Annotated in this window: 20 protein-coding genes; 8 read left to right on the forward strand and 12 right to left on the reverse strand. The window is 42.5% G+C overall.

Annotated features, from left to right (window positions below; translation table 11 throughout):
• Nucleotides 1-121 precede the first annotated feature (121 nt).
• Complete coding sequence (locus AACW45_RS37620; protein ID WP_190630920.1) at nucleotides 122-937, reverse strand: hypothetical protein; 816 nt, start codon at nucleotides 935-937, stop codon at nucleotides 122-124.
• A gap of 212 nt (nucleotides 938-1,149) precedes the next feature.
• On the opposite strand from AACW45_RS37620, the gene cobU reads away from it, so the two are divergent.
• Together cobU and AACW45_RS37630 are read left to right on the forward strand one after the other, a co-directional pair.
• On the forward strand, nucleotides 1,150-1,698 hold the full coding sequence (cobU, locus tag AACW45_RS37625; RefSeq protein WP_190630922.1) for a bifunctional adenosylcobinamide kinase/adenosylcobinamide-phosphate guanylyltransferase: 549 nt from the start codon (nucleotides 1,150-1,152) through the stop codon (nucleotides 1,696-1,698).
• A 149-nt stretch (nucleotides 1,699-1,847) separates the two neighbouring features.
• Complete coding sequence (locus AACW45_RS37630; protein ID WP_190630923.1) at nucleotides 1,848-2,282, forward strand: hypothetical protein; 435 nt, start codon at nucleotides 1,848-1,850, stop codon at nucleotides 2,280-2,282.
• Nucleotides 2,283-2,369: 87 nt separating this feature from the next.
• On the opposite strand, the gene AACW45_RS37635 is transcribed toward AACW45_RS37630, so the two are convergent.
• Nucleotides 2,370-4,799, reverse strand: a complete 2,430-nt coding sequence (locus AACW45_RS37635; protein WP_190630925.1) for an ATP-dependent helicase — start codon at nucleotides 4,797-4,799, stop codon at nucleotides 2,370-2,372.
• Between the two features lie 573 nt (nucleotides 4,800-5,372).
• On the opposite strand from AACW45_RS37635, the gene AACW45_RS37640 reads away from it, so the two are divergent.
• Nucleotides 5,373-6,332, forward strand: a complete 960-nt coding sequence (locus AACW45_RS37640) for a peptidoglycan-binding protein (protein ID WP_306414979.1) — start codon at nucleotides 5,373-5,375, stop codon at nucleotides 6,330-6,332.
• A gap of 80 nt (nucleotides 6,333-6,412) precedes the next feature.
• Here AACW45_RS37640 and AACW45_RS37645 read toward each other — a convergent pair whose 3' ends face one another.
• On the reverse strand, nucleotides 6,413-6,868 hold the full coding sequence (locus AACW45_RS37645) for a DUF2141 domain-containing protein (protein ID WP_190630929.1): 456 nt from the start codon (nucleotides 6,866-6,868) through the stop codon (nucleotides 6,413-6,415).
• A 100-nt stretch (nucleotides 6,869-6,968) separates the two neighbouring features.
• On the opposite strand from AACW45_RS37645, the gene AACW45_RS37650 reads away from it, so the two are divergent.
• Nucleotides 6,969-7,877: a S66 peptidase family protein gene (locus tag AACW45_RS37650; RefSeq protein WP_190630931.1), complete on the forward strand. Its 909-nt coding sequence runs from the start codon at nucleotides 6,969-6,971 to the stop codon at nucleotides 7,875-7,877.
• Nucleotides 7,878-8,076: 199 nt separating this feature from the next.
• On the opposite strand, the gene AACW45_RS37655 is transcribed toward AACW45_RS37650, so the two are convergent.
• The 3 genes from AACW45_RS37655 to tyrS form a co-directional block, all read right to left on the reverse strand.
• Nucleotides 8,077-8,685, reverse strand: a complete 609-nt coding sequence (locus AACW45_RS37655; protein WP_242045479.1) for a hypothetical protein — start codon at nucleotides 8,683-8,685, stop codon at nucleotides 8,077-8,079.
• Nucleotides 8,686-8,781: 96 nt separating this feature from the next.
• The gene (gene pyrF / locus AACW45_RS37660) at nucleotides 8,782-9,492 is read right to left on the reverse strand and encodes an orotidine-5'-phosphate decarboxylase (RefSeq protein WP_190630933.1); all 711 of its coding nucleotides are present in this window, start codon (nucleotides 9,490-9,492) and stop codon (nucleotides 8,782-8,784) included.
• Nucleotides 9,493-9,511: 19 nt separating this feature from the next.
• On the reverse strand, nucleotides 9,512-10,708 hold the full coding sequence (gene tyrS, locus AACW45_RS37665) for a tyrosine--tRNA ligase (RefSeq protein ID WP_190631042.1): 1,197 nt from the start codon (nucleotides 10,706-10,708) through the stop codon (nucleotides 9,512-9,514).
• 173 nt (nucleotides 10,709-10,881) lie between these two features.
• Here tyrS and AACW45_RS37670 point away from each other — a divergent pair, with 173 nt between their 5' ends.
• The gene (locus tag AACW45_RS37670; RefSeq protein WP_190630935.1) at nucleotides 10,882-12,813 is read left to right on the forward strand and encodes a transglycosylase domain-containing protein; all 1,932 of its coding nucleotides are present in this window, start codon (nucleotides 10,882-10,884) and stop codon (nucleotides 12,811-12,813) included.
• A 111-nt stretch (nucleotides 12,814-12,924) separates the two neighbouring features.
• On the opposite strand, the gene AACW45_RS37675 is transcribed toward AACW45_RS37670, so the two are convergent.
• Together AACW45_RS37675 and AACW45_RS37680 are read right to left on the reverse strand one after the other, a co-directional pair.
• The gene (locus tag AACW45_RS37675) at nucleotides 12,925-13,248 is read right to left on the reverse strand and encodes a DUF1825 family protein (protein WP_096599536.1); all 324 of its coding nucleotides are present in this window, start codon (nucleotides 13,246-13,248) and stop codon (nucleotides 12,925-12,927) included.
• Between the two features lie 137 nt (nucleotides 13,249-13,385).
• Complete coding sequence (locus AACW45_RS37680) at nucleotides 13,386-13,772, reverse strand: hypothetical protein (protein WP_190692748.1); 387 nt, start codon at nucleotides 13,770-13,772, stop codon at nucleotides 13,386-13,388.
• Between the two features lie 752 nt (nucleotides 13,773-14,524).
• Between AACW45_RS37680 and AACW45_RS37685 the strand changes: the two genes are divergently transcribed.
• Nucleotides 14,525-14,899 carry an NINE protein gene (locus AACW45_RS37685; RefSeq protein ID WP_190631044.1) on the forward strand — a complete coding sequence of 125 codons (375 nt, stop codon included), beginning with the start codon at nucleotides 14,525-14,527 and terminating at the stop codon, nucleotides 14,897-14,899.
• Between the two features lie 14 nt (nucleotides 14,900-14,913).
• On the forward strand, nucleotides 14,914-15,447 hold the full coding sequence (locus AACW45_RS37690) for a helix-hairpin-helix domain-containing protein (protein ID WP_190630940.1): 534 nt from the start codon (nucleotides 14,914-14,916) through the stop codon (nucleotides 15,445-15,447).
• 74 nt (nucleotides 15,448-15,521) lie between these two features.
• Here the strand turns inward: AACW45_RS37690 and AACW45_RS37695 are convergent, their stop codons facing one another.
• From AACW45_RS37695 to acs, 4 genes are all read right to left on the reverse strand, one after another.
• Entirely contained in the window at nucleotides 15,522-16,787 is a 1,266-nt protein-coding gene (locus AACW45_RS37695) for a hypothetical protein (protein ID WP_190630944.1), read from the reverse strand.
• Nucleotides 16,788-17,060: 273 nt separating this feature from the next.
• The gene (locus AACW45_RS37700; RefSeq protein ID WP_190630946.1) at nucleotides 17,061-17,663 is read right to left on the reverse strand and encodes a nucleotidyltransferase family protein; all 603 of its coding nucleotides are present in this window, start codon (nucleotides 17,661-17,663) and stop codon (nucleotides 17,061-17,063) included.
• 323 nt (nucleotides 17,664-17,986) lie between these two features.
• The gene (locus tag AACW45_RS37705) at nucleotides 17,987-18,697 is read right to left on the reverse strand and encodes a tetratricopeptide repeat protein (RefSeq protein WP_190630947.1); all 711 of its coding nucleotides are present in this window, start codon (nucleotides 18,695-18,697) and stop codon (nucleotides 17,987-17,989) included.
• 213 nt (nucleotides 18,698-18,910) lie between these two features.
• Nucleotides 18,911-20,881, reverse strand: coding sequence for an acetate--CoA ligase (acs, locus tag AACW45_RS37710; protein ID WP_190630948.1), 1,971 nt, complete (start codon nucleotides 20,879-20,881; stop codon nucleotides 18,911-18,913).
• Between the two features lie 1,618 nt (nucleotides 20,882-22,499).
• Between acs and AACW45_RS37715 the strand changes: the two genes are divergently transcribed.
• Nucleotides 22,500-23,810: an AAA family ATPase gene (locus AACW45_RS37715; protein ID WP_190630949.1), complete on the forward strand. Its 1,311-nt coding sequence runs from the start codon at nucleotides 22,500-22,502 to the stop codon at nucleotides 23,808-23,810.
• The last annotated feature ends 28 nt before the right edge of the window (nucleotides 23,811-23,838 follow it).

A 23,838-nucleotide genomic window follows, 5' to 3' on the forward strand; every position in this document is an offset into this window, starting at 1 on the left:
TTACTACTGACTACTGACTACTGACCACTGACAACATTAAATATTTACCTAGTGCCTGCCAATCTATCCCAAAAATTACAGACTCACCAACCGAGTTTTTTCGGAAATAATATGACGAACTTTACGCTTGTTGTATATGACTGTGCAAAATCACCAAAGTCTCAGCTAATTGACTGAGGCGGGTTTCCAAGTATTGTTTGCGTCCTAATAGTTGACGTAATTTTTGGTAACGCGCGATCGCCATACTCACAGAAGCCACTTGATCGGGGGGACAGGGACGTGTCCAAACTTTACCCGTATCATCTACACCGCACAGACGGTAACCTGTGCGGCCAGATTGCGATAACTTGGCATTGGTAGCACAAATCTCTTCCACATAGTCCATCAGGCGATCGACTTCTGCATGGCGTAAGGTGGCTTTTCCTCCCTGTTCTGTTTCCTGGGGATTGGATTCTAGCCAACCATTGACAATCGGCCCTTCTAAATAAACATCTTGAATTTGCTTGAGAATATTTTTGAGTTCTTTCTCCCAACCTACAACCTGTTGTTCAATCTCCTTCAGCAGATTCATTGCCAATCCTGGATTAGCACCGTGGCGATGATTACTAAAAGTAGGGGTTTTAAATTTAGGTAGGCTAGGTGTTTTACCACCTGTTTCTTGTGTCGAAAAAGCCTGTACTGGGTTATGTTGAGAAAAGCCATTTTCAGCGTCAGAAAAATTACCCTGGGGATCTGCACTTAAATCGATTGTTGCTCCTTGTGTATTTAGCTCCTGGGATGATGAAGTGACATCACCATCTTGAGATTCAGTTGCCCCAACGCTGATTCTAAAAGAGAAAGGCCGCTTTGGCGAAGCCCCTGCTTCAGGGTTGTCTGCGGCAGTTTTCGTCCCTAAATCGTGTAGAGTTGCCTCAATACGTTTCCAGCCTGCTTTCATAAAAATATCCTGAAATTTGCTGTCCCCAGTAGTGTTAAATAATTCAGAATGGGGTTGTTGGGATTTTTGGCTTATGCCAATTTTGCATCAATGATGCTGGTGCTAATTTTATCTCTTAAAAGATATTTAAAACCAACAATCTCATCCCTCAAGGTAAAAATTAAGTTTAGACATTGTAACCCAAATCAATTAAACAGAGTAAGGATAAGGCTTTGGGTAAAGTTATCTTAGTTACAGGGCCAGCTAGATCTGGTAAAAGTGAATGGGCAGAAAATCTGGCGATGCAGTCACAAAAGGTGGTTGTGTACGTAGCCACAGCAGCAGAATATCCTGGCGATGAAGAATGGCAAAAACGCATTCAAGCACACCAAAATCGGCGTCCCCAGGATTGGTTAACCCTGAGTGTACCTATGGAATTATCTGCGACTTTAGCCGCAGCCACGCCAAACACCTGCCTTTTAGTTGATTCTTTGGGCACTTGGGTAGCTAATTTTTTAGAGGAAGACAAAATTAGTTGGGACAACAAGATAGCAGAATTGTTAGAAACTGTACAGCTGGTTGCGGCAGATATGATATTTGTTGCCGAGGAAGTTGGATGGGGTTTAGTTCCGGCTTATCCTAGCGGACGGCTATTCCGCGATCGCCTGGGTTCTTTGGTACGTCAATTAGCTATTCTTTGCGATACCGTATATCTAGTTACTGGGGGTCATGTTTTGAATCTCAGCACTCTTGGCACGCCATTACCACCTCCCAGGGAATAAAGGAAGAGGTGTAGGGAAGAAAAAGGATACAAATGACCAATGACCAATGACTAATGACTAATAACTAATGACCGATGTATTGAGCTTCTTAATAGTTTATTCAAGATTTAATGACCTAAAGTTCCCAGCTTAAATTTAGAATTAAAGGTATGGCAACTGAAAAAGACGTTAAAAGATATTTAGCCTACTGGTTTCAGCTAGGTAAAAAGGTAGTTGTAGGCAATGGTATGGCATCTTTGTTGCCGCAACCAGTGCTGAAAGGTGATAGCTATAGTTCAGAATTTGAAAACTGTTGGCAAGAAATTCGCGATCGCGCGGATGAATCGTATTTAGAAGGAACTAGTGAAACAATTGGCGAACTCCTGACACCTACATGGGAAATGTTACCCTGTAGTCGTTGCAATATGCCAGTAGCAATGCGCAATTTGGGGATGCCGGCTTTAAGTTGTCCCTGTCATAATTTACCAAGTTGGCCGAATACAGAGTTACCATCGCCCCGTAGCCCCGTTAGCACTCAAGAGCAATTGCAATTAATTCGCGATCGCCTTTGGCAAAAGCAATCATCATCAAATGTAAATTCCTAAAACATCCCTGAGTGAAAATTCATCGGCTGAAATAATTCAGCCTCATTAATTCAGCTTTTGAACTATCAATCCAATAATTAATATTTGCTAGCTACCAGATTTAACCGCCGCCCCTAGAGAAATGACAGCGTTGGGAAATTGGCGCTTTAACGCCGGAAATACCGGACAAGGTGCTTGTTCTTGTAAATTCTCTGGTTTACTCCAAGTAAAAGGTGCTTTTTGCGCTGCTGACATCCACAATAAGCGCTTGGCGCGTGTCATCGCTACGTAGAGTAAACGGTACTCTTCAGCCGTTTTCAGGTGTTTGGCAATTTCCCACGCTTGGTTGACTTCTGGTATGCGCGATTCATTGTGTAAAGCAGCACGTACTTGGGCGCGAGCTACTTCTGATAAGGTAAAGTCACCTAAAAACTGGCTTTGAGGTGGAACCCAAAACCTACCAGGTATTAAATTTTCGTGGAGAAAGGGAAGAAAAACATAATCCCAATCTAGCCCTTTGGCTTTGTGCATGGTAATAATTGTCAGTTGATTATTACGGGTGTAACGGGCTTCTAAGTCTTCTGTTTCTACAGCTTCAAATCGTTCAGAACTGACAATTTCACTTAAAGCTGACAGCATCGATCCCATCGAACTATTACCAGCAGTTTGCTGATTTACCCGTTCTGCTAATTTGTCAGCTGTTGCTAGTTCGGCTTGATCGTAATTTAAAGTTAAAGCCAAAAAGGAAATTAATTGGTATATCGGCAATTCTAACCGGGCACGCAGTAAACTTCGGCACAAATGCGAGGCTTTGTGGACGTTTTCCGTTTGCGGTGCTGTTAAGGGGCCGGGGTATAAAAACTCTTCTGGTAAACTAGCAAGGGCGTTGAGGTCTTGGGTGGGAATTAGCTGACGTTCTACGAGTACCTCTAGGGCAGCTTTGAGGTAATCTGGGGAATGGGGGCGATCGCAAAATTGCAATAAAGCTAAAATTTCTTGGGGAATCTGAGAACGGCGATCGCGTTCGCCCACATCATAAAGTGTAATTTTATGCTCTTTACATATCGGTTCTAAAGCCTCAGCTAACCAGCGTCCTTGGCGATTCTCCCGCACTAAAATTGCTGCACTTACCTTTGATGGGTCTTCAGCAAATAATTCAATCACTCGCCCAGACAGTAATTCTACGGTGTGATGAATATCGCGAGGCGTGTAAAGTTCTAAGCCTATTCCTACTGCTGCGGGGTTCGCATCTTTTTGAGGATCGCCAGTATCAACAGGGCGTATTCTTTGGGGACGGAAAGGAAGAGACGCAATCGAGTCATGGGATGATTGCTGCATCTTCACGCCGTAAAAACTATTAATCCATTCCAAGGTAAAATTCGCCGCTTCTAGAATAATTCGCGTACTCCGTCCAGCTTGATCCATTGTCGCCAATCTCTGCAAGCGATCGCACTCTTCGCAAAATTGTCGAAAATAAATCGGATCGGCTGGGGTAAAAGTCGAGTTAATAGCTTGGTTTGGATCGCCAACTCGGACTAAATTAATCAACGATTGCTGATTCCCATTTGCAAAACCATCCCCTATATCCCCCACATCACTCGCCAAAATTTCCAGCAATTTTGTCTGTAAAGGGCTAGAATCTTGAGCTTCGTCTTCAAAAACGGCGAAAACTTGATTTTGCTCAATGCGGCGGGCGCTGTCGTTATCTAATACGCGCAATGCCGCTAAAATCATGTCGTCGTAATCGATAAAATCACGCGATCGCATTAAATTCTCATATTCAGCATACAAACCAGCAGCTACATTTAAAATTGTGTATGGATCTGTGGTTTGTTGACTCCAATTGCGTAAATCATCGGCTGATAAACCAGAACTTTTAGCTTCATGAATGACTGTAGTGGCTAAATCTGGTAAAACTTCTGTTCTTAATACCGATTGACGCCGTAATCTTTCTGTCTCTTCGCCGTCAAATTGGCTACCTTCTAATAAACGTAAATAAGTGCTTTGATTCTTGGCAATCCATTGCTCAACTGCGGTGCGGATGAAGCGATGACTTTGATTAGGTGTAATTAAAGTGACATTTTCTAACTGTAAACCAGATAAATCGGGATGACGGCTGGCGATATTTAAAGCTAGACCGTGTAAAGTATAAACAACAAATCCCGTTTGCGGTAAAGATAAATCATCCCGTAAATATTTGCGGATTTTAGCTTTAATATTAGCAGCAGCAGAGCGGGTAAAAGTCACCACTACCAATTGACGACGGTAAGATTGACGCGCTTGGGCTGCAAGTTCATACTGACGCGCGATCGCGATCGCCGCCGCCGCCGCCATCCCCGTAGATTTACCAGCACCAGGAACAGCAGAAACAGCCAAAGGCCCCGTATACCAATCAGCCATTTGTTGCTGTCCGGGACGTAGACTATTACGAATGCGGGCGATCGCTTCTTGACGCAAAGTAGAAACAGGCGATTGCTCCGATAATTCTGGGTAAACAGATTCTTGTGTCACTGTATCAATAAAATTAGCGTCTGACATTAGAGAATTTTCGGCTGAAGATGCAGACTTAACAAATTAATTTAGGAGTCGTGTAAAAATAAGTTGAACAATTTAATATTTGTAGTGCGAGCAGCGTTCGACTGAGCGCTGCTCGCACTACTTATTTTTACTTGATGCCTTAGTCAACAACTCTATCATGACGGAAAATTAATACAATTGTCCTACATGGCGATATTTGATGACAAATGACTAATGACTAATGACTAATGACTAATGACAGCCCTTACGAGTATTTTCATTACCCCAACCTACTTATCTGCAGCGATCGCAATTTTTGTCACAAGAAAAGTTAAATTTTAGACTAGTTAAAGCTATCGTGGTATCGAACAATTCAAAAATACCCGTTGTCCAAAACTAGTAATTATGAGGCTATGTCACTCATCAATCCCTATCTTGACTTGTTTTCTCTACCTGGGTTTGTACCAAACACCCGCGAATCCAAGAATACTTAATTTACCACAACAAATTTTGATACTGCCTCAAATCAGTACCGCACAACCTGTCTTCGCAACGACTCTCAGACCCGATAGTACAGGATCGGATGTAGAAACTTTGCAAACTCAATTAAAAGAGTTGGGATATTACAACGATGTGGTAGATGGAAAGTACAAAGAAACTACAAAAACTGCTGTAGCTGAATTTCAGAAAGCACAGGGTTTAGAAGCAGACGGTATTTTTGGCAATACGACGAAGAAAAGTCTCCAATCAGCAATTGCTGCCAAAAAATCATTTACCGCCTCACCTGTACCTACTTCTAAACCCAGTGAGCAAAATCCGCCTAAGCATAATGTCATTCGCTGGTCGTTACTCGGCTTGGGAATTCTCGGAAGTATTGGCGCAATTGTTTACTTTGTGAGAAAGTTCACACCATCTAAGCAATTGCTACATTTAGAAACTTCTGATACTCAAACAAGAACTGAAACTAATAACTCAACAATACCACTGTTACCAGAGTCAAAAGCTAGCCCAGAGGAACAGCAGGATGATGCAACTAGTGCTGATTCTCCAGACGCAGCATCGATGACGCCAAAATTGTTACCTCCAGCTAATACTTCTCGTTTAGCCAAAGTCAATATAGTTGATGAATTAATTAACGATTTATATAGTCCCGATCCAGCGAAGCGACACAAAGCAATATGGGATTTGGGACAGCAAGGAGACTCAAGAGCGATTCAACCGTTGCTAGACTTGATGCTAGATGCAGATTCCCAACAACACAGCCTAATTTTGGCAGCTTTAAGCGAAATCAGTATTCGCACACTCAAACCCATGAATCGTGCATTAGCCATCTCCATCCAAAACGAAAGCCCACAAGTACGACAAAATGCCATTCGCGATTTAACCCGCGTTTATGACATGATGTCTCAAGTTAGTCAGATGTTACGCCATGCAGTAGAAGATCCCGATGTAGAAGTACAGTCAACAGCAAGGTATGCGCTAAACCAGATTAATCGCATCCGTGTTGTATGCGATCGCGAAACATTGCCAGAACAAGAGGAAAATGATAATTAGCGTATGGGCAAGGGAGACAATTGACAATTGTAGAGACGCGATTAATCGCGTCTCCGCCCAATGCCTAATGCCCCATGCCCTTATAAATATTTCAAATGCACTTGAATGTTAGTATTTGGCCCTGCTAATAAAATAGCGGCCTCGCTGAATTTGGGCGCGCTGGTGCGAATTTCGGGATTTTTGGAAAATCCAAAACCTTCTGTGGGTATACCTAAGCTATTACGATTGAGTTTTGAATCTTCATTTTTATCATGCATCACAGCAACAGCATAGCTACCGGCTGGTAAATTCTCAAAGGTAAGCTTTACAGAAGTGTCGGTTATCTTGGTACACTGGCTTTGAATTACGCGATCGCGATTATTGGGAAAACCTTGACTCTTGGCAAAGATACTGGCGCAGACTTGCCCTTGTTTATTTTTAAATCCATCAATTTCTACCGTCAGATTGCCTTTAAAATTTGCCTTGGCACTATAGCACCATGTCAAATTTCCTAAAAATGCTAGCAATGCTAGACTCACTTTCATTCCTTGGCGCATAAAATTTCTACTGAAATAAAAAAATAAATTCAGAGCTAAATTCTTACATTACATTGTTAGGACGATAAATGTAGTATTTTTTCCTACTAGTAATTAATTTATGCCAGCAAAAATCTTACCCCCACCTCTCAAACCCGGCGATTTACTACGAGTCATTGCCCCTAGTGGTGCTTTGCGCGAATTTGACAGCTTTTATCAGAGTATAGAAATTTGGCGATCGCGCGGTTATCAAATCGAAGTTCCCCCAGAAATTACAGATAAATGGGGCTATTTAGCCGGAAACGATCAAAACCGTCGCCAGCAGCTTGCAGCAGCCTGGAAAGACCCAAATTGCCGGGGTATTCTCTGCGCTAGAGGTGGTTTCGGTAGTACCCGCATCCTCGAAAATTGGCATTGGCAACCAGAATCATCGACAAGCGAAAATCCCAAATGGTTAATAGGCTTTTCTGATATTACGGCTTTATTGTGGAGTCTTTACAATGTCGGAATTTCCAGCGTTCACGGCCCTGTATTAACCACACTTGCTAATGAGCCAGATTGGTCATGTGAGCGATTATTTAATTTAGTCGAAGGTCGTAACCTGGAGCCACTGCAAGGTAAAGGTTGGGGTAATGGTGTCGCCACAGGAATTTTACTCCCAGGTAATTTAACAGTAGCCACCCATCTTTTAGCCACACCATTTCAACCAGATTTTGCAGGTGTAATTTTAGCCTTTGAGGATGTATCAGAAGCACCCTACAGAATAGACAGAATGCTCACCCAATGGCGTTTAAGCGGTAATTTATCCCAAATTAAGGGAATCGCCTTAGGTGATTTTACGGCATGTGAACCACCAGCAAAAGTGCCTAGTTTTACAGTAGAAGAAGTTTTGCGCGATCGCTTAGGCGACTTAGGTATTCCCGTTGTTGCTGACTTACCCTTTGGTCACGATAAATGCAATGCAGCATTACCAGTAGGTCAGGAAGTAACTTTAGATGGAAATAACGGAACATTAATAATTCGTAATTAACAGGACTTACGCAAAATACCTTTGAAACTCCTATTTCTTCGTGTCCTTCGTGTCTTCGCGGTTCGATTCTTCCGTAGTTTGTGCGTAAGTCCTAATTAAAAAAAATAATACAGATACACCTGTAGGGGTGGGGTCTCCCCACCCTTACCGATTTAATTAATACATGCCCAATGCCCAATGCCCAATGCCCAATGCCCAATTACATCCTCACGCTTCCCGCCTGACAATCCCGCAACCAAATATTAATCGCTTGAGCGATCGCACTACGGCTACTATTTCGTGGCGGCGATAGCGGTTGTTGTCCCCCCGACGATCCAGTTGACGATCCACTTTGGGTAAACATCATCACCAAACGCCAGCCACTTTCAGTTTTCGTCAATAATAGCCAGTGGAATTCCTGTAATTCCACCACTTTTCCCCCTATATACTGCCTTTCTAAAGTAGTAAAAAAAACCTGCTCCACACCTGATGCGGCACTTTTGTCACTATCTACGCCGTTAATCCCCGGATTCAGAGGTAGGGGCGTAAACTCCGGTCTACCTGCCAATAGAAAGTAGCTATAAACTTCATTCTTCCGGCTGAGACGGCGGGCGCGTTGGGTTACGCGATTTGTATAACTAGGTAAATCCCGCAATAAATAGGTAGTTAAACTGTCTATTTTTTGTTCAACACAAGTCAACCCCGCTTTATCCTTTGACACGGGGAGGCTTTGCGAAAATACAGGATTACCAATATTACTAACTACCACAAAGCAGCCACAAACCATCAGCCACAAGTTCCGAGGTAGTCCCAACAAAAAAGTTTTCATCACCATGCATAACAGAGGGCGTAGGAGAGCAGATTAGGCTAGAGGGGACAGGAGAACAATTGTACAGACGCGATTCATCGCGTCTCTATTTCTTCCTTATGCTAACTCCTCACAAATTCTCTTCCAAGCTAACTCAGGTTCCGCCGCACTGGTAATCGGACGACCAATTACGAGGTAATCTGCGCCAGCTTGGATGGCTTGGGAGGGAGTTAGCGATCGCTTTTGATCGCCTTTATCTGCCCAAGTCGGACGCACGCCGGGACAAACAAAGAGAAAATTATCCCCGCAAGTTTGTCGTAGCTGTGCCACTTCTTGAGGCGAACAAACTGCCCCATCTAATCCGGTTTCTTGGGCGAGGAGTGCCATTGACAGGGCGTATTCTGGCAATTCCAAGGGTATTTTCAAATCAAACGCCAACTGTCGGGCAGAAATGCTCGTTAGTAGGGTAATAGCAATTAATTTGGGCGGTTTAACACCTGCTTGTGCTGCCCCGGTTTGAATGGCCTCAGTTGCCGCTTTTAGGGCGTCTTTGCCAGCAGTAGAGTGAATTGTCAATAAATCCACCCCATAACGCGCCGCCGCCTGACAAGCACCAGCTACGGTGTTTGGGATGTCGTGAAATTTTAAATCGAGAAAAATCTGCTTTTGGCGAGATTTGAGAATTTCCAGAATACTAGGCCCGGTGCTGGTAAACAACTCCAAGCCAACTTTCCAGAAAGTAACTTGTGGTAGCCGTTCAACAAGGGTGATCGCGCTGGCGATATCTGGGACATCTAAAGGTACTATAATTCGCTGCTCAGGATTCATCGCTGGTTTCTATCCCAAATTAAGGTACTAAGCGCACAAACTTGTTTTTACCCACTTGCAGCACTTTGTCGGTTAATTCATCAGCTTGGGCAAAACTGGTATCAACATTAGTAATGCGATCGCCATCTATATACACCCCGCCTTCTTGAATTTTCCGCTTACCTTCGCCACTGCTTTTACACAAGCCGCTAGCATTGAGTAAATAAGCCAACTTGACGGGAAACTGCTCTATTCCAGCCACAGAAAATTCCGGGATAGCGCCTTTTTTCCCACCGCTATCAGCAGCTTCCTTCGCCTGATTAGCTGCTTGTTCGCCATGATACTGCCTGACAATTTCCCATGCCAGAAGTATTTGGCGATCGCGGGGATTTTCTGGTAATTTATCCAAAGCGAAATCCGTCAACAGTTCAAAATACTGCTCTAGTAGTTGATCGGGAACGCCCTGCAATTTTTGGTATTTTTCCGATGGGTGTGCCGACAAGCCCACATAATTACCTAGAGACTTCGACATTTTTTGTACCCCATCTGTACCAATTAAAATTGGCAGCAGTAAGCCAAACTGGGGCTTTTGACCAAACCTACGCTGTAAATCTCGCCCCACAGCAATGTTAAATTTTTGGTCAGTTCCCCCTAATTCCACATCCGCCTCTACCGCCACCGAATCATAGCCCTGCATCAACGGATAAAGGAACTCATGGAGGAAAATTGGATTCTCCTTCTTATAACGTTCGGCAAATCCTTCTTTGGCTAGCATCTGCCCCACAGTCATCGTTGAGAGTAACTCTAAAATCTTGCCTAAATCCAGGCGGGAGAGCCATTGGGAGTTGTAGCGTACCTCTAACCTTCCTGGTGTGTCAAAATCCAATATAGGACGTACTTGCTCAAGATAAGTCTGGGCGTTTTGCGCCACATCTGCTTCTGTCAGCTGGCGACGCACTTCAGATTTACCAGTCGGATCGCCAATCCGCGCCGTAAAATCACCAATAATTAGTACTGCGGTATGACCAGCATCTTGAAAAGCTCGCAGTTTTCTTACCGGTATGCTATGACCAAGATGAATATCAGCACCAGTTGGATCGATGCCCAATTTGACCCTTAAAGGTCGATTTGTGCTTACCAAACGCTGTTCTAAACTTTCAATTTCGCTGTCAGCATCAGTTGGTTGTGGGAAAATTTCTACTACACCACGACGCAACCAATTCATATCTTGCGCCATACTAGGAGATTCGCTATTAATTAAATTTTGACCGAGAGAAGTTAAGTTGGTTGTATTCACTGGCAATTTGTCCGTTGTCTTACCTGCCAAACTACTATAATTGCAAAAAATTAACCGCCTTGCTTCGCCAAATCAATTACATTTATATTTACCAGTGAGGAAGTGAAATCGCCGTGTCGTCTAGGACTTTTGAAGACAAGGAAGGCCAAAATAAGGCTTCATCAGGTTTTGAGTTTTTGAAAGGAGTAGGTCAGGTAGCTGGCGGAACTCTATTATCAATCACAATGCTTACAAGCTCAATTGTAGCGGGGGGATTGGTGGGTTTGGCTATTAGTTTTCGTAATTTGCCGGATGTCAGGCAATTGCGTAACTTCTTTCCTTCAGAAACGACTTATATTTACGATATAAAAGGAAAACTCTTAACCAGCGTTCATGGAGAAGCTAACCGAGAAGTTGTCCCTCTAGATAGAATTTCTCCCAATCTCAAACGCGCAGTATTAGCCAGTGAAGATGGACATTTCTACAACCATCACGGTATCAATCCTACAGGTGTAGGTCGGGCGATTATTGTCAACTCAGTAGCTGGTGGTGTCAAAGAAGGTGGTTCCACCATCACCATGCAGCTGGTAAAAAACCTATTTTTGTCTCATAAGCGAGCCTTTACCCGGAAGTTAGCAGAAGGAGTGCTAGCAATTCGCTTAGAACAAATTCTGACTAAAGACCAAATTTTAGAAATGTACCTCAATCAAGTTTATTGGGGTCATAATAACTATGGCGTGCAAACAGCAGCACGGAGTTACTTTAACAAATCATCAGAATATTTAACCTTGGGCGAATCAGCAATGATGGCTGGTTTGATTCAAGCACCAGAAGAATTCAGCCCCTTTGCCAGCATGAAATTGGCAAAGCAGAAACAAAAAGAAGTATTAGGGCGGATGCTGGACTTGAATTGGATTACTCAGCAAGAGTATGATGATGCCCTCAAACAAGAAATTAAACTGGGTAAAATTCGCTCATTCCAAGGTAGTGCCTTACCTTATGTAACTAATACAGTTGCCCAAGAATTAGCGAAAAAATTCGGGCGCGATGCATTGCTCAAAGGTGGTATGCGCGTGCAAACAACAGTTGATGCCGAATTCCAAAAAATGGCAGAGCAAACTGTTGTCAAATGGCATAATACTCTTCGGGGTCAAGGATTATCCAAAAATCAAATCGCTCTGGTAGCGATTGATCCCCGCACACATTTTGTCAAAGCTTTGGTAGGTGGTGTTGATCCCAAAATTAGTGAATTCAACCGCGCCACCCAAGCTCAACGTCAGCCAGGCTCTTCTTTTAAGCCCTTTGTTTATTACGCAGGCTTTGCTTCTGGTAAGTTTGCGCCCGATAGTACAGTCGTAGACGCTCCAGTTAGCTATCGCGATGGTAATGGTTGGTACTATCCGCGAAACTATGATGGTGGTTTTTCTGGTGCGATGTCGATTCGTACTGCTCTAGCACAGTCGCGCAACATCCCTGTAATTAAAGTTGGTAAAACTGTAGGGATGAATAAAGTTATTGAAATTTGCCGGACTTTGGGCATTATGAGTCCAATGGAACCGGTGACTTCTTTACCTTTAGGTGCTATTGGCGTCACACCATTGGAAATGGCTAGTGCTTATGCTACCTTTGCTAATTATGGCTGGCAGTCACCAGCAACGGTAATTGCCCGAATTACAGATAGTAGCGGTAACGTTTTACTGGATAACACGCCAAAACCCCAATTGGTTCTCGATCCTTGGGCATCAGCAGCAATTATTAACGTTATGCAATCCGTAATTACCGAGGGTACTGGTAAAAATGCAGCAATTGGCCGACCTGCGGCTGGTAAGACAGGGACGACATCCTCAGAAAAGGATATTTGGTTTGTCGGTACTGTACCCCAGTTAACAACCGCCGTTTGGGTAGGTAGGGACGATAACAGACAATTAGCCAGTGGTGCTACTGGTGGTGTGATGGTAGCTCCGATTTGGCGCGACTTTATGGAACAGGCGCTGAAAAACGTTCCTGTAGAAAGCTTTAAATCGCCCTCTCAGTTTCCTCGCCCCAAAGCGAATGAGAAGGATTAGGGACTAGGGGCTATGGATTAGAGACTAGAGACTGAGGTGACGAAAATTTTCAAAGCATATGGTTGGTGCATAGATTACTAGCCCCTAACCTCCAGCCTCTGGCTCTTGATCCTAAGCTTGTTTTTCCAAATCGGTTTTCATCCTCTGTAGGGTGAGGTGCATTTGGTCAAACATTTGTTGAGGAGTTACCCCAAACTGGCCTAGCTGAGTTTTCATCTGTTCCATAGTCATTTGCGCCATGAAATCTTCAGAAAGCTCGAAACGCTTCATAAAGATACGGTAACGATCCATCATGGCTTCCATTTGCTCAATAAACAGCTTTTTGCCTTCACGGTCAAATTTACCGTAATTGTTACCAAGCTTGATTAGCGCTTGATAATCATCAAATAGCTGTTTTGCCTCTTGCTGAACTATTTCAGAATCAAAGAATCCCATTTTGTTTAACATTCCACTGAGTGTTAAAACTCAGTAAATTATGGTTTTGCTTATATTTTCATTCTAGTCTAGGGCAATCATCTAAGGAACAAGCTACGGTTGAATTACGGTTAGTTAGGGAAATTTCACCACTTGACTCAAGAACCTTGACGAGATGAAAACCTGCTTAAGACATTGGCGATGTTGAGAGACATGGGTACAGATTTAGGATTCGCGTTTTGAGACGAGCCATTCAGACCCAACTTCTCAGCGTATTTCAAAGCTAAAGAATGTTGAGGATTTAATTTTAATGCTTGGCGAATATAAACTGTTGCCATTCCCTGAAAATTTTGTTGAGCATAAGCCACGCCAAGTAATGCATGATAGTCACTATTTTTCGGTTCTAGCTTGATGGCTTCTCTTAGCTCTTGTACACAGCTAGGCCAGTTTTTTTGGTTGGCGTACTGCATAGCCCGTTGGTAGTGACGGTCAGCGTATTGTTGTATGTTGGCTTGAGAATTATTTTCCTCTAGTCTCTGTTCCACTTGTTTAGCTCTTAGTTTTAGCATTATTTAGTCCCAGTGCGTTTAGCAACAATAGGTAAAGGTAGTGCAACAATTCAGATAACTCAAACCCTAGAAATTGATTTTTTGGCTAAAACTAGCTTGATTGAGAATCTTGACTGAAGTATTGTTGCTATGTGAAGAGTTCTCTCAAATAAGAGTCATGTAATGTATTGTATTACATAGTTCTTCTGAGTGAATACTAGTAAATCAAGGGTACTTGGACGTTTTCTTTGTGTATAAGTTCTTTGAATATAGCCTACTTATTTCCCATTGATAGCCCGCACCAGAAATCAATACAATAGATTCATATTCAGTAGGTTACTAGCCCTATAAATTTTTAAAAAGTTGTTTATCTGGATTAATTCCTAGTTTGGGTTTGAGATGTTGTAGGATACATGAATTTGCCTGGTTGAGAACCTTGATTTTTAGAATATATCTAAAAAGTGAGGAAATTCTGAGGATTGTTGCAATTATTACTGGCATAAACAGACTTAATTTGCTTTTTTGTCGGTGTAGATCATGTAAAGTCTTGTAATTCAGTAATTTCTAGCCAATGTTAGTATTACCACCATATTTAATTACAGTGAATATATGCAACTCATAGGAAATATTTATCATAAGTATCGATAAAAATTACCAAGCGACCAGTATTTAAGCTAATCTCAATGACAATCGATCATTGACTATTGAGAATCGACAACTAACAAATGACAAATGCTCAATTGGGGAATATGTTGACTAAGCGAAAAAGCCGCAGCGTAGCCGCTATTTTAGCTTTTTCTGGCACGCTGACTGTTTCAGGATTACATAAGTTTTATCTAGGACAGCATTTTTGGGGTTTGTTGTATGTGTTGCTGTCTTGGACGCCTATCCCTAAAGTGGCTAGTGCGATTGAGGGGGTTTGGTATTTGGCGCAAGATGAAGAAGCGTTCGATCGCAATTTTAATTTTGGTAAGTCAGCAATTAAGAATTCACAGCAAGTGAGTAATAATGTAGGCGCAATGGCTGAAGCTTTGCGGGAGTTAGATGCTTTGCGTCAAGATGGACTGATTTCTGAGTACGAATTTGAACAAAAGCGTCGCCAGCTGCTTGACCAGATTTCTTAACCCCTGCAACAATTATGAAAAACTGGCTACCTTTAAATCTCCGGTTGCAAAAACTCCGTACTAAGCTGCTCAACGATCCTTACTACAGATTACAATCTGGGGAAGAAGTGCAGCTGGCGATAGAATTGGGTATTCAGATTGATGCTAATCAAGCGACTGTCGATGATTGGTTACGTTTACCTGGTTTATCGATTCACCAGGCGCGATCGCTTGTAGAATTATCGCGTTCTGGGGTTAAATTTTATTGTATTGAAGATATTGCGGCGGCTTTAGCTATTCCTGTGCAGCGTTTGCAACCAATCAAGCTGTTGCTGAATTTTGTTTACTATGACGAAGAATCTCTCGATTGTCTTGTACCTTTAGTTAATCCGAATACAGCCACAGTTGAGAGCCTAACAAAAATACCTTTTATTGATTTATCTCTCGCGCAAGCTGTGGTGCAAAATCGCCTATCTGCTGGGCCATACCGCAATTTGGTTGATTTTCAACGACGGTTGGAGTTACCAGCAGATGCGATCGCGCAGTTAATGTATTATTTAAGATTTTGAATAACAGGGGTTAGGGTTTAGGGAAGAGAGATTTTTATGTTTGGTTGTGGTTTTCCTCTGAGGGATTAGCTGGATTATTTTCTAATGCCATCATTATCAATGGCGCTGTAGCTTTCACTACTCATTAACCCTAGCCACGGGTCAGTATTAGGGGTGAGAAATAATTCGCTGTAAACTTTATCATTCAAGGCTTTGATATTATTTGTGGCGTTTTCTTGCATAAACCACTGATGAATTTGGCTGTGCAAAGTATACTCGTTTCTCACCGTATCTAATGCCATTGCTGCTTGAAAATTGCTGACAACGCGCTGTAAATTATCGCTTTTGCTGTCTTGAAAGCGCTTACTCTGAATTAATGCCACGCTATTATTATCTAATTTGGCATCTGCTGCGTAGCGTTGGGCTATTTTTTCCCATGTAGCTGCGTCAGTAATTTCTCTTAGGGCTTTTTGATTGTTATTGGCTGCGTTGATGTTGCGCAGTATTGGTGATTCTACGAGCATTTTAGTCACAGCTAAGGTACCTGCAACGCTGGCGCTAGGTGCTTCGTTACTATTGGAAGCGAATTCTACTAGACGGGGTGGGTTTTTGATACCAAGATTGGCTAAATCTGCAAGCCATTGACGTTGAATTGATGCTAATTGTTGGCGGTGGTAATCGCGTAAAAAGTTGTAGCGGGCGATACCTTGGGATTTATTATATTCTTTGACTGCTTTTTCTCCAGCTACTAGCTGACGTAAAAAGGCTTGAGGCCCGTATAAACCGGGAATAGCATCTATAGGTACACCGGAACTGTCTAAAATATAGTGAATGCTGTTACCTGTGAGGGTGCGTTCTAGTTTGCGTCCATCGCCAAAATCTACGGTAACTTTGGGTACTGGGCGTACAGATTCCCAGTGTAGTATATAGCGATCGCGCAGGAATTGAGAAATTTCAGCATTGGGATATAAAGCTACGCGGAAAAAGCGACTGTTAGCACAACTTAAATCTTGATCGAGATTTCCTAATAAACGTAATGACAGAATGGGTTTATTACTAGCTTTAGCCGCAGTTTTAGCTTGTTCGATATCGGTGTACCAATAAAGTTGAGAAGCGTAGCAGTCTCGCTGTTGACAAAGTTTATCTAATGCTTGGCGTATTTCTGGGGAAGGGTTTTTGAGTTGCGAAGCATGATTATTTAAAAATTTTTCTAAACCACTAGTCCCCTGTGGGCGGAGTTGTGCTACTTCTTGATTTAATTGTGCTTGTTGGGCGGTTGGAGTTTGAGTATAAGCTATATGGGAAATTCCAATGCTGATCAGAGATAATGCGATCGCAGTTGGAATAGATTTAAGTTTCATATTAATAAGTAGAGCGGTGTAATTAAAGATAGTTGGAAAGGGCTGTCATTAGTCATTAGTCATTCTTACAAAGTTCTGATCGCCGGAAGCCGGCGCTCAGACTTTGCGCTTTGTCATTGGTAAGGGTTTCCAGCCTGCTTACCTTTTCTAACAGAGTTGGGTTTATTTTAATCGACTTACCTATTAACTAGGTAATTGATAAAGCATATCTTTATCTCAGTATGACTTTTGGCATATTGATTAGTTCCATTTGTTAAGTAAAATTATCAAACTTTATTCAGACAACTTGATATTTGCTTGCAAGTTCTGATAATCATTAGGAGTGTCGATATCAATTGCGCCTAAAGGAAAATTCACAGCTAATACTAAATCGCGATATTTCTTAATTAAATATTTAGCACCAGTATCTTCATGGAGAGTGAGTAATTCGGGGAAAAATTGGCGACTAAATAAAGCGGGTACGCCTAAAGTTTCTGCATATTGAGAGGCTATTATTGGTTTTTTGGTGGCAGAGTAGGCAGAGATTAAGTTATTAATAATTTCTGTGGAAATATATGGTTGATCGCAAACAGTAATTACTGCGGCTTCTATATTTTGTGAGTATTTATTGAGTGCAGAAATACCGCTACGAATTGAAGTACTCATTCCTAAATTCCATTGCGGATTTTCAACTATTTGCACTAAATTTTGATTAATTTGGGAACGGATTTGTTGTGCATTAGCGCCTAAAACGACGATTACAGGGTTGCAGAATGAAGCGATCGCACTTTCAACTGTATGCTGAATTAGGCTGCGTCCTTGATAGGGTAACAGTTGTTTTGGCTTACCCATACGGGTTGATGCACCGGCAGCGAGGATTATTAGGGGAATGGTCATTTGTCATTTGTCATTAGGATTTATTTAGGGCTTTTGTTTAATTATACCTAGTTGAAAAAAGAATGCGATAGATGGTAGGGCATGGCATTGCCATCCCATCTAGAATATATTGATGTGTAGTCTACATTATTTAAATTGGTATTAAATCTATTCCACATTTAACTTGCATATATTGGGCGGGCGAGACGCCCACCCCACAAGAAATCCACAATTTCAGATTATGCAAAATAGTTGGATGCGATGAGGGGTTTAGCATTGCTAAACCCCTACAAAGATGTATTTTATTTTAGCTGGCATTCAGATGACGAATTACAAATTTGATATCAAGATAAACCTGGATTATCAGATTGTTTGATTTTTTGCAAAATTTGTTCTATTTGATAAGCTTTTTCGCTTCTATTTTGCGATTTGAAGATATCTAAAGCTTTTGTCAAAGAAGCAATAGCCTCATCTTTTTTATTTGTTTGCCACAGTGCTAGTGCTAAATTAGTCAGTGCATCAGCATAATTAGGGTTAATTTCTAAAGCTTTGCGATATTGAGCCATCGCATCATCCCACTGAGATTGGCTGGCGTGAACAATACCTAAGGAATTGTAAGCTAGTGCATATTTTGGTTTGAGGCGAATGGCTTCTTGGTATGAAGTTATTGCTTCCTCTAGCCTTTTTTGGCGAAATAGGACATTTCCGAGTTGATAATGTCCAAAAGCGTCGTCGGGAAATCGTTTGAGAAATTTACGTAAGCTTTCCTCTGCACCTTTGAAATCGCCTTGATTCAATAAATTATTAGCTTGCTGAATGAACTGCGATCGCTCTCGAAGAATGGTGTCTTCTTGAATCTGTGCTATTTTTAACTCTTGGCTATTAAACTTTGGCTGTGTGGTTAATTTATCAGCCGCGAATTTCGGATTATGTAAAGAATCTTGTGCAGTTACAGCAAATACTGATGGTGAAATAGAAATTGCAGTTATGATGCTCAGTGTTATGTAACTAAGAGGTTGAACAAATACTGATTTAGATTGGTTGTTCAGCTTCATTGCCCTCAATTCCTCAACAGTGTTCTAATTCTCATGATAAATTGAGGTGCGTTCGCTCATCACAAACGCACCTCAATTAAAATTGACTGGGGATCGGGTATTAAATGTTCCAGAGTTGGTCAATGGTCAATAGTCAATGGTCAATGGTCATTAGTTATTAGTAGTTTGACTCTGGACTGTTGACTTTGGACTATTGACTGTTGACTAGATAAATTATGCTCCTTCGCGTAATTTATCTAGGACGCTGCGATCTTCTAGGGTTGAGGTGTCGCCGGATACTTCTTGACCGGCGGCGAGGTTGCGGAGTAAGCGGCGCATGATTTTACCCGATCGCGTTTTGGGTAAGGCGTCTGTAAAGCGGATTTCACCGGGACGCGCGATCGCACCAATTTCTTGGACAACGTGGCGCTTGAGTTCTTTGCTTAAATCTTCACTGGCTTGGTAAGTACCTTCTAAGGTGACGAAAGCTACTACTTCCTCTCCTTTGAGTTCGTCAGGTTTACCTACTACTGCTGCTTCGGCAACGGCGGGGTGAGATACTAAGGCTGATTCTACTTCCATTGTCCCTAAGCGGTGTCCGGATACGTTGAGTACGTCGTCTACTCTTCCCATTACCCAGAAGTAACCGTCTTCATCTCTTCTGGCTCCATCACCAGCAAAATATGTATAGTTACCATCTTTCGGGGGTATGTGTTCCCAGTAGGTACGGCGGAAGCGTTCTGGATCGCCGTATACTGTGCGCATCATTCCCGGCCAAGGATGGCGTATTGCTAAGTAACCCCCTTGGTTGTCGGCGACAGAATTACCATCTAAATCTACGATGTCTGCAAGAATTCCGGGGAAGGGAAGTGTGGCTGAACCGGGTTTTGTGGAAATTGCCCCTGGTAGGGGTGTAATCATAATTCCGCCTGTTTCTGTTTGCCACCATGTATCGACAATTGGGCAACGTTCCCCACCAATAACTTTATGATACCAGATCCAAGCTTCTGGGTTAATTGGTTCGCCTACGGTTCCCAATAACCGCAAGGATGATAAATTGCGGGCGTTGGGATGTTGCTCGCCCATTTTAATAAATGCCCGAATTGCTGTAGGTGCAGTATAAAAAATATTGACGCCATATTTTTCAATTACATCCCAGAAACAGCCAGGATTAGATGCACGGGGCGCACCTTCGTACATTAGGGTTGTAGCACCGTTGGAAAGGGGGCCGTAAACTATATAGCTATGTCCCGTAATCCAACCGACATCTGCGGTACACCAATATACATCTGTGTCTTGTAAATCAAAGATCCATTTTGTGGTCATGTGAGTATATAAGTTATACCCAGCCGTTGTATGCACCACTCCCTTCGGTTTGCCTGTGCTGCCAGAAGTGTAGAGAATAAATAGTAAATCTTCGCTGTCCATTGGTTCGGCGGGACAATCAGCAGATATACCTTTTTGTAAATCGTGCCACCAATGGTCACGCCTAGCTTCCATGTGTGTTTCTTGCTTGGTACGCTGTACTACTAGGACGTTTTTCACATTGGGGACAGCGTTATTTGCTAAAGCTTTGTCTACCTGTTCTTTAAGGGGAACGATCGCATCTTTACGCCAACCACCATCAGCTGTAATTACTAGCTTGGCTTCCGCATCAACTAAGCGATCGCGCAAAGCTTCTGCACTGAAACCACCAAAGACGACACTGTGAGGCGCGCCTATTCTCGCACAGGCTAACATAGCGATCGCGGCTTCGGGTATCATTGGCATATAAATACCGACGCGATCGCCTTTTTGAATTCCCAATTGTTTTAACGCATTGGCAAACTGACAAACTTCCCGATGTAATTGCGCGTAAGTCAGTGTGCGAGAATCTCCCGGTTCACCTTCCCAAATCAGCGCGGCTTTATTTTTGCGCCAGGTGTTGAGGTGTCTATCTAAGCAGTTGTAAGAAATGTTAATCTTACCACCGACAAACCATTTAGCAAAAGGTGGTTGCCAATCTAACACCTTGTCCCATTTTTGGAACCAATGCAACTCAGTTTCCGCTAATTCTGCCCAAAACGCTTGCGGATCTGCTTTAGCTTTATCGTAAAGGCGTTGGTAATCTTCCAGGCTTTTAATCTGCGCGTTTTGCGAGAATTCCGCAGATGGGGGAAATAAACGTGTTTCTTGTAGGATTGATTCTATGGTGGGTTGAGACATGATTTGTATTAAATTACTGCCTGAAAACTATTCTGTACTGCAAATTACTCAGAAATGTTTTGCTTTTCGTTAAGAAATCAGAAGTTGGGTATGGGGCATTGGGCATTGGGCATGGGGCATTGGGCATGGGAGTATCTACATCATGGGTAATTTGTGCTAGTTTGCTATTTTTCTGTATAAATGCTGAAAAAAAGTTGTTAATTTTACGGTCATATTAGCTAGATGTAGGTTGGGTTGAGGCTTTGCGAAACCCAACATTTACAGGGTTTTGTTGGGTTTATATCCGGTAAGCCCAAGCTTGTATAGGAGAAATAACTGATATCTAGTCATCTTTAGATGAATTTGGCTATTAGCAAGGAACTTCGGTTCTTTGCGGGGCAAAATGCGCCAGCTTTATCATTTACATATATTCAGTAGTCATTTGTATATTTTAAGTAAACAAAAAAGGCGATCGCTTTCTCATTTATCGAAATCAAGTACCTATTTTGCTGTTTTAAGTAAGCAAAAAGCCATTTCACCTACTCATTAAGTCTTAACGCCTTCTCATTTTGGTGTTTTCCGCAAGCAAAATACCATTTCACCTACTCATTAAGCCTTAACGCTTTCTCATTTTGGTAAATCGCGCACAGGTTTTAGTGTTTTCCGCAGGTAAAAAGCCATATCACTTACCCATTTTGGTAAATCGCGCACTCATTTTGGTGTTTTCCGCAAGTAAAAAGGTATATTGCTGGCTCAAAAATTGCCATGTTGAACAATAAGCGGCTGTGTAGCTATGCTTTGTTGTTTTTGGCGATGCCGAAGGCGGGCTACGCCTACGCACTTATTCTTAAGGGACATCGAATTTTTTAAATACCCAAAAAATTTGTAGTGCGTTCGCGTAGCGTGTCCGAAGGACAAACATCTTGCTCGCTGGTATTCAAAAGCGAGCAAGATGCTCGCACTACGAAATATGGGTAATTGAATGTAGACACCTAAAAGGTAGTGACACCCAAGTTTTTGCGGATTTGTTTAGGTTCTTAGGGACTTCCAAGAAATAAATTATCCAATCTTGTGTGGTGGGCAGCGTTCGACTGAGCGCTCACGCCGAAGTCTTGCCCGCCTTTGACTATGGGCGGGCGAGACGCCCACCCCACAATAAATAGTTGTATATTTTTTTATTTGGAAGTCCCTTATTTTATTTAAATCAAAACATCGCTGATCCCGAAATCCCGCCGTCACCCTAGAAGGGTGCGGCTAATCGTACAAAGTCCACCTACGTGGACTTAATTCTTTAGCCCACAAAGGTTGGCTTTGTAATGAGAGCCAGTGGCTTCCAGCCTGCGGGCGCTACATCGGGTAAGCGAGAGAATCTTTTTTCAAATTGAAATGACTTAGTGTTACCCATGCCCAATACTTCGACTTCTCCCAAGGGGAGACGCTGCGCGAACGCTCAGTACAAGTGCCCCATGCCCAATTTTGTATAAAATCTGAAAAAATAGCTGATAATTTTACGTAAAAATCAGATTAATCATAAAATCTGATTTAAATACTTAGTTAAGTAAGCCTCATAACCCAATTATGTAACAAAAAGACTTAAAACTCTTTCTCCTTCTGCCCTCTGCCCTCTGCCATCTGCCTTATGAAACTAGATTTACAAAGATTTTTTGACAGTTGCAACCCCAGTAAAACTTTAGTCTTAGAAAATCCTGAGGAACGGCAATATTATATTGATTTTGCCTCGGTGCGGGGTGGAAAGGTGATTGAAGCACTGGGGCGCACGATTACCCGCCTTGCACCTAATAAGCCGACTTGTCAGTTGTTTACCGGACATATTGGTTGCGGGAAGTCTACGGAATTGCGGCGACTAGAAGCGGAGTTAAAGCAGCAAAACTTTCATGTGGTGTATTTTGAGTCTACCCAAGACTTAGATATGGCTGATGTGGATGTGACAGATATTATGCTAGCGATCGCGCGTCAGGTAACTGAAAGTTTAGAAACTGTGAATATCAAAATTCGGCCTGGTTATTTTAATAATCTGCTGAATGAAGTCATCGATTTTTTGCAAACACCGATAGAGTTAAAAGCGGAAGCAGAAATTTCTCTACCGTTGAAAATTGCTAAAATTACAGCGAAAACCAAAGATAGCCCCAAATTACGCAGCCGCTTAAGGCAATACTTAGAACCGCGCACGAATAATATTTTAGAGTCGATTAATCAAGAAGTTCTCGAACGTGCCAAGCAGGAACTTAAAGCTAAGGGTAAAAATGGGCTGGTAGTAATTATTGATAACTTGGATCGGATAGATCCACGGGCGAAAACCAGCGAGCGATCGCAACCAGAATATTTGTTTGTGGATCGCGGCGAACAGTTACGCAAACTCAGTTGTCATGTGGTTTACACGATTCCTTTGGTGTTGATGTTCTCTAATGAAATTGAAGCGCTGAAAAATCGCTTAGGGGGTGGTATGGCTCCCAAAATTTTACCAATGGTACCCGTACAGCTGCGCGATGGGGGAGACTATGAGGAAGGTTTAGCACTGTTGCGCCAGATGGTGTTAGCCAGAGCTTTTCCAGAAGTAAACCCTGATGACAGGTTAGCTTTAATTACGGAAATATTTGATACACCAGAAACTTTAGATAGACTGTGCCGTATTAGTGGCGGTCACGTGCGCAACTTGTTAGGCATTCTCTATAGCTGCCTTCAGGTGGAAGACCCACCTTTATCGCGGGAATGTTTAGAAAACGCTATCCGCGAATACCGCGAGGGGTTAGTATTAGCGATTACTGATGATGAATGGGAAGTACTGCGGTTAGTAGTGCAAAAACAAAGCGTCAGTGGTGAAGGAGACTATCAACTTTTACTGCGCAGTTTGTTTGTTTTTGAATATCAGGATCGACAAGGGCGTTGGTTTGGGATAAATCCGGTATTAGCGGAAGCAAAGCAGTTTTAATGGGGCATGGGGCATGGGGCATGGGGCA

Source organism: Calothrix sp. FACHB-168 (assembly GCF_963889195.1).
In the GTDB taxonomy this organism is placed as follows: Bacteria; Cyanobacteriota; Cyanobacteriia; order Cyanobacteriales; family Nostocaceae; genus Aulosira; species Aulosira anomala_A.

Excerpts from the sequence above, each read along its gene's own strand:
- AACW45_RS37620 (WP_190630920.1), bottom strand. The coding sequence starts at position 937 with ATGAAAGCAGGCTGGAAACGTATTGAGGCAACTCTACACGATTTAGGG.
- AACW45_RS37630 (WP_190630923.1), top strand. The coding sequence starts at position 1,848 with ATGGCAACTGAAAAAGACGTTAAAAGATATTTAGCCTACTGGTTTCAG.
- AACW45_RS37695 (WP_190630944.1), bottom strand. The coding sequence starts at position 16,787 with ATGAAACTTAAATCTATTCCAACTGCGATCGCATTATCTCTGATCAGC.
- AACW45_RS37655 (WP_242045479.1), bottom strand. The coding sequence starts at position 8,685 with ATGAAAACTTTTTTGTTGGGACTACCTCGGAACTTGTGGCTGATGGTT.
- AACW45_RS37635 (WP_190630925.1), bottom strand. The coding sequence starts at position 4,799 with ATGTCAGACGCTAATTTTATTGATACAGTGACACAAGAATCTGTTTAC.
- AACW45_RS37650 (WP_190630931.1), top strand. The coding sequence starts at position 6,969 with ATGCCAGCAAAAATCTTACCCCCACCTCTCAAACCCGGCGATTTACTA.
- AACW45_RS37690 (WP_190630940.1), top strand. The coding sequence starts at position 14,914 with ATGAAAAACTGGCTACCTTTAAATCTCCGGTTGCAAAAACTCCGTACT.
- AACW45_RS37700 (WP_190630946.1), bottom strand. The coding sequence starts at position 17,663 with ATGACCATTCCCCTAATAATCCTCGCTGCCGGTGCATCAACCCGTATG.
- AACW45_RS37705 (WP_190630947.1), bottom strand. The coding sequence starts at position 18,697 with ATGAAGCTGAACAACCAATCTAAATCAGTATTTGTTCAACCTCTTAGT.
- acs (WP_190630948.1), bottom strand. The coding sequence starts at position 20,881 with ATGTCTCAACCCACCATAGAATCAATCCTACAAGAAACACGTTTATTT.
- AACW45_RS37685 (WP_190631044.1), top strand. The coding sequence starts at position 14,525 with ATGTTGACTAAGCGAAAAAGCCGCAGCGTAGCCGCTATTTTAGCTTTT.
- tyrS (WP_190631042.1), bottom strand. The coding sequence starts at position 10,708 with ATGGCGCAAGATATGAATTGGTTGCGTCGTGGTGTAGTAGAAATTTTC.
- pyrF (WP_190630933.1), bottom strand. The coding sequence starts at position 9,492 with ATGAATCCTGAGCAGCGAATTATAGTACCTTTAGATGTCCCAGATATC.
- AACW45_RS37645 (WP_190630929.1), bottom strand. The coding sequence starts at position 6,868 with ATGCGCCAAGGAATGAAAGTGAGTCTAGCATTGCTAGCATTTTTAGGA.
- AACW45_RS37715 (WP_190630949.1), top strand. The coding sequence starts at position 22,500 with ATGAAACTAGATTTACAAAGATTTTTTGACAGTTGCAACCCCAGTAAA.
- AACW45_RS37675 (WP_096599536.1), bottom strand. The coding sequence starts at position 13,248 with ATGGGATTCTTTGATTCTGAAATAGTTCAGCAAGAGGCAAAACAGCTA.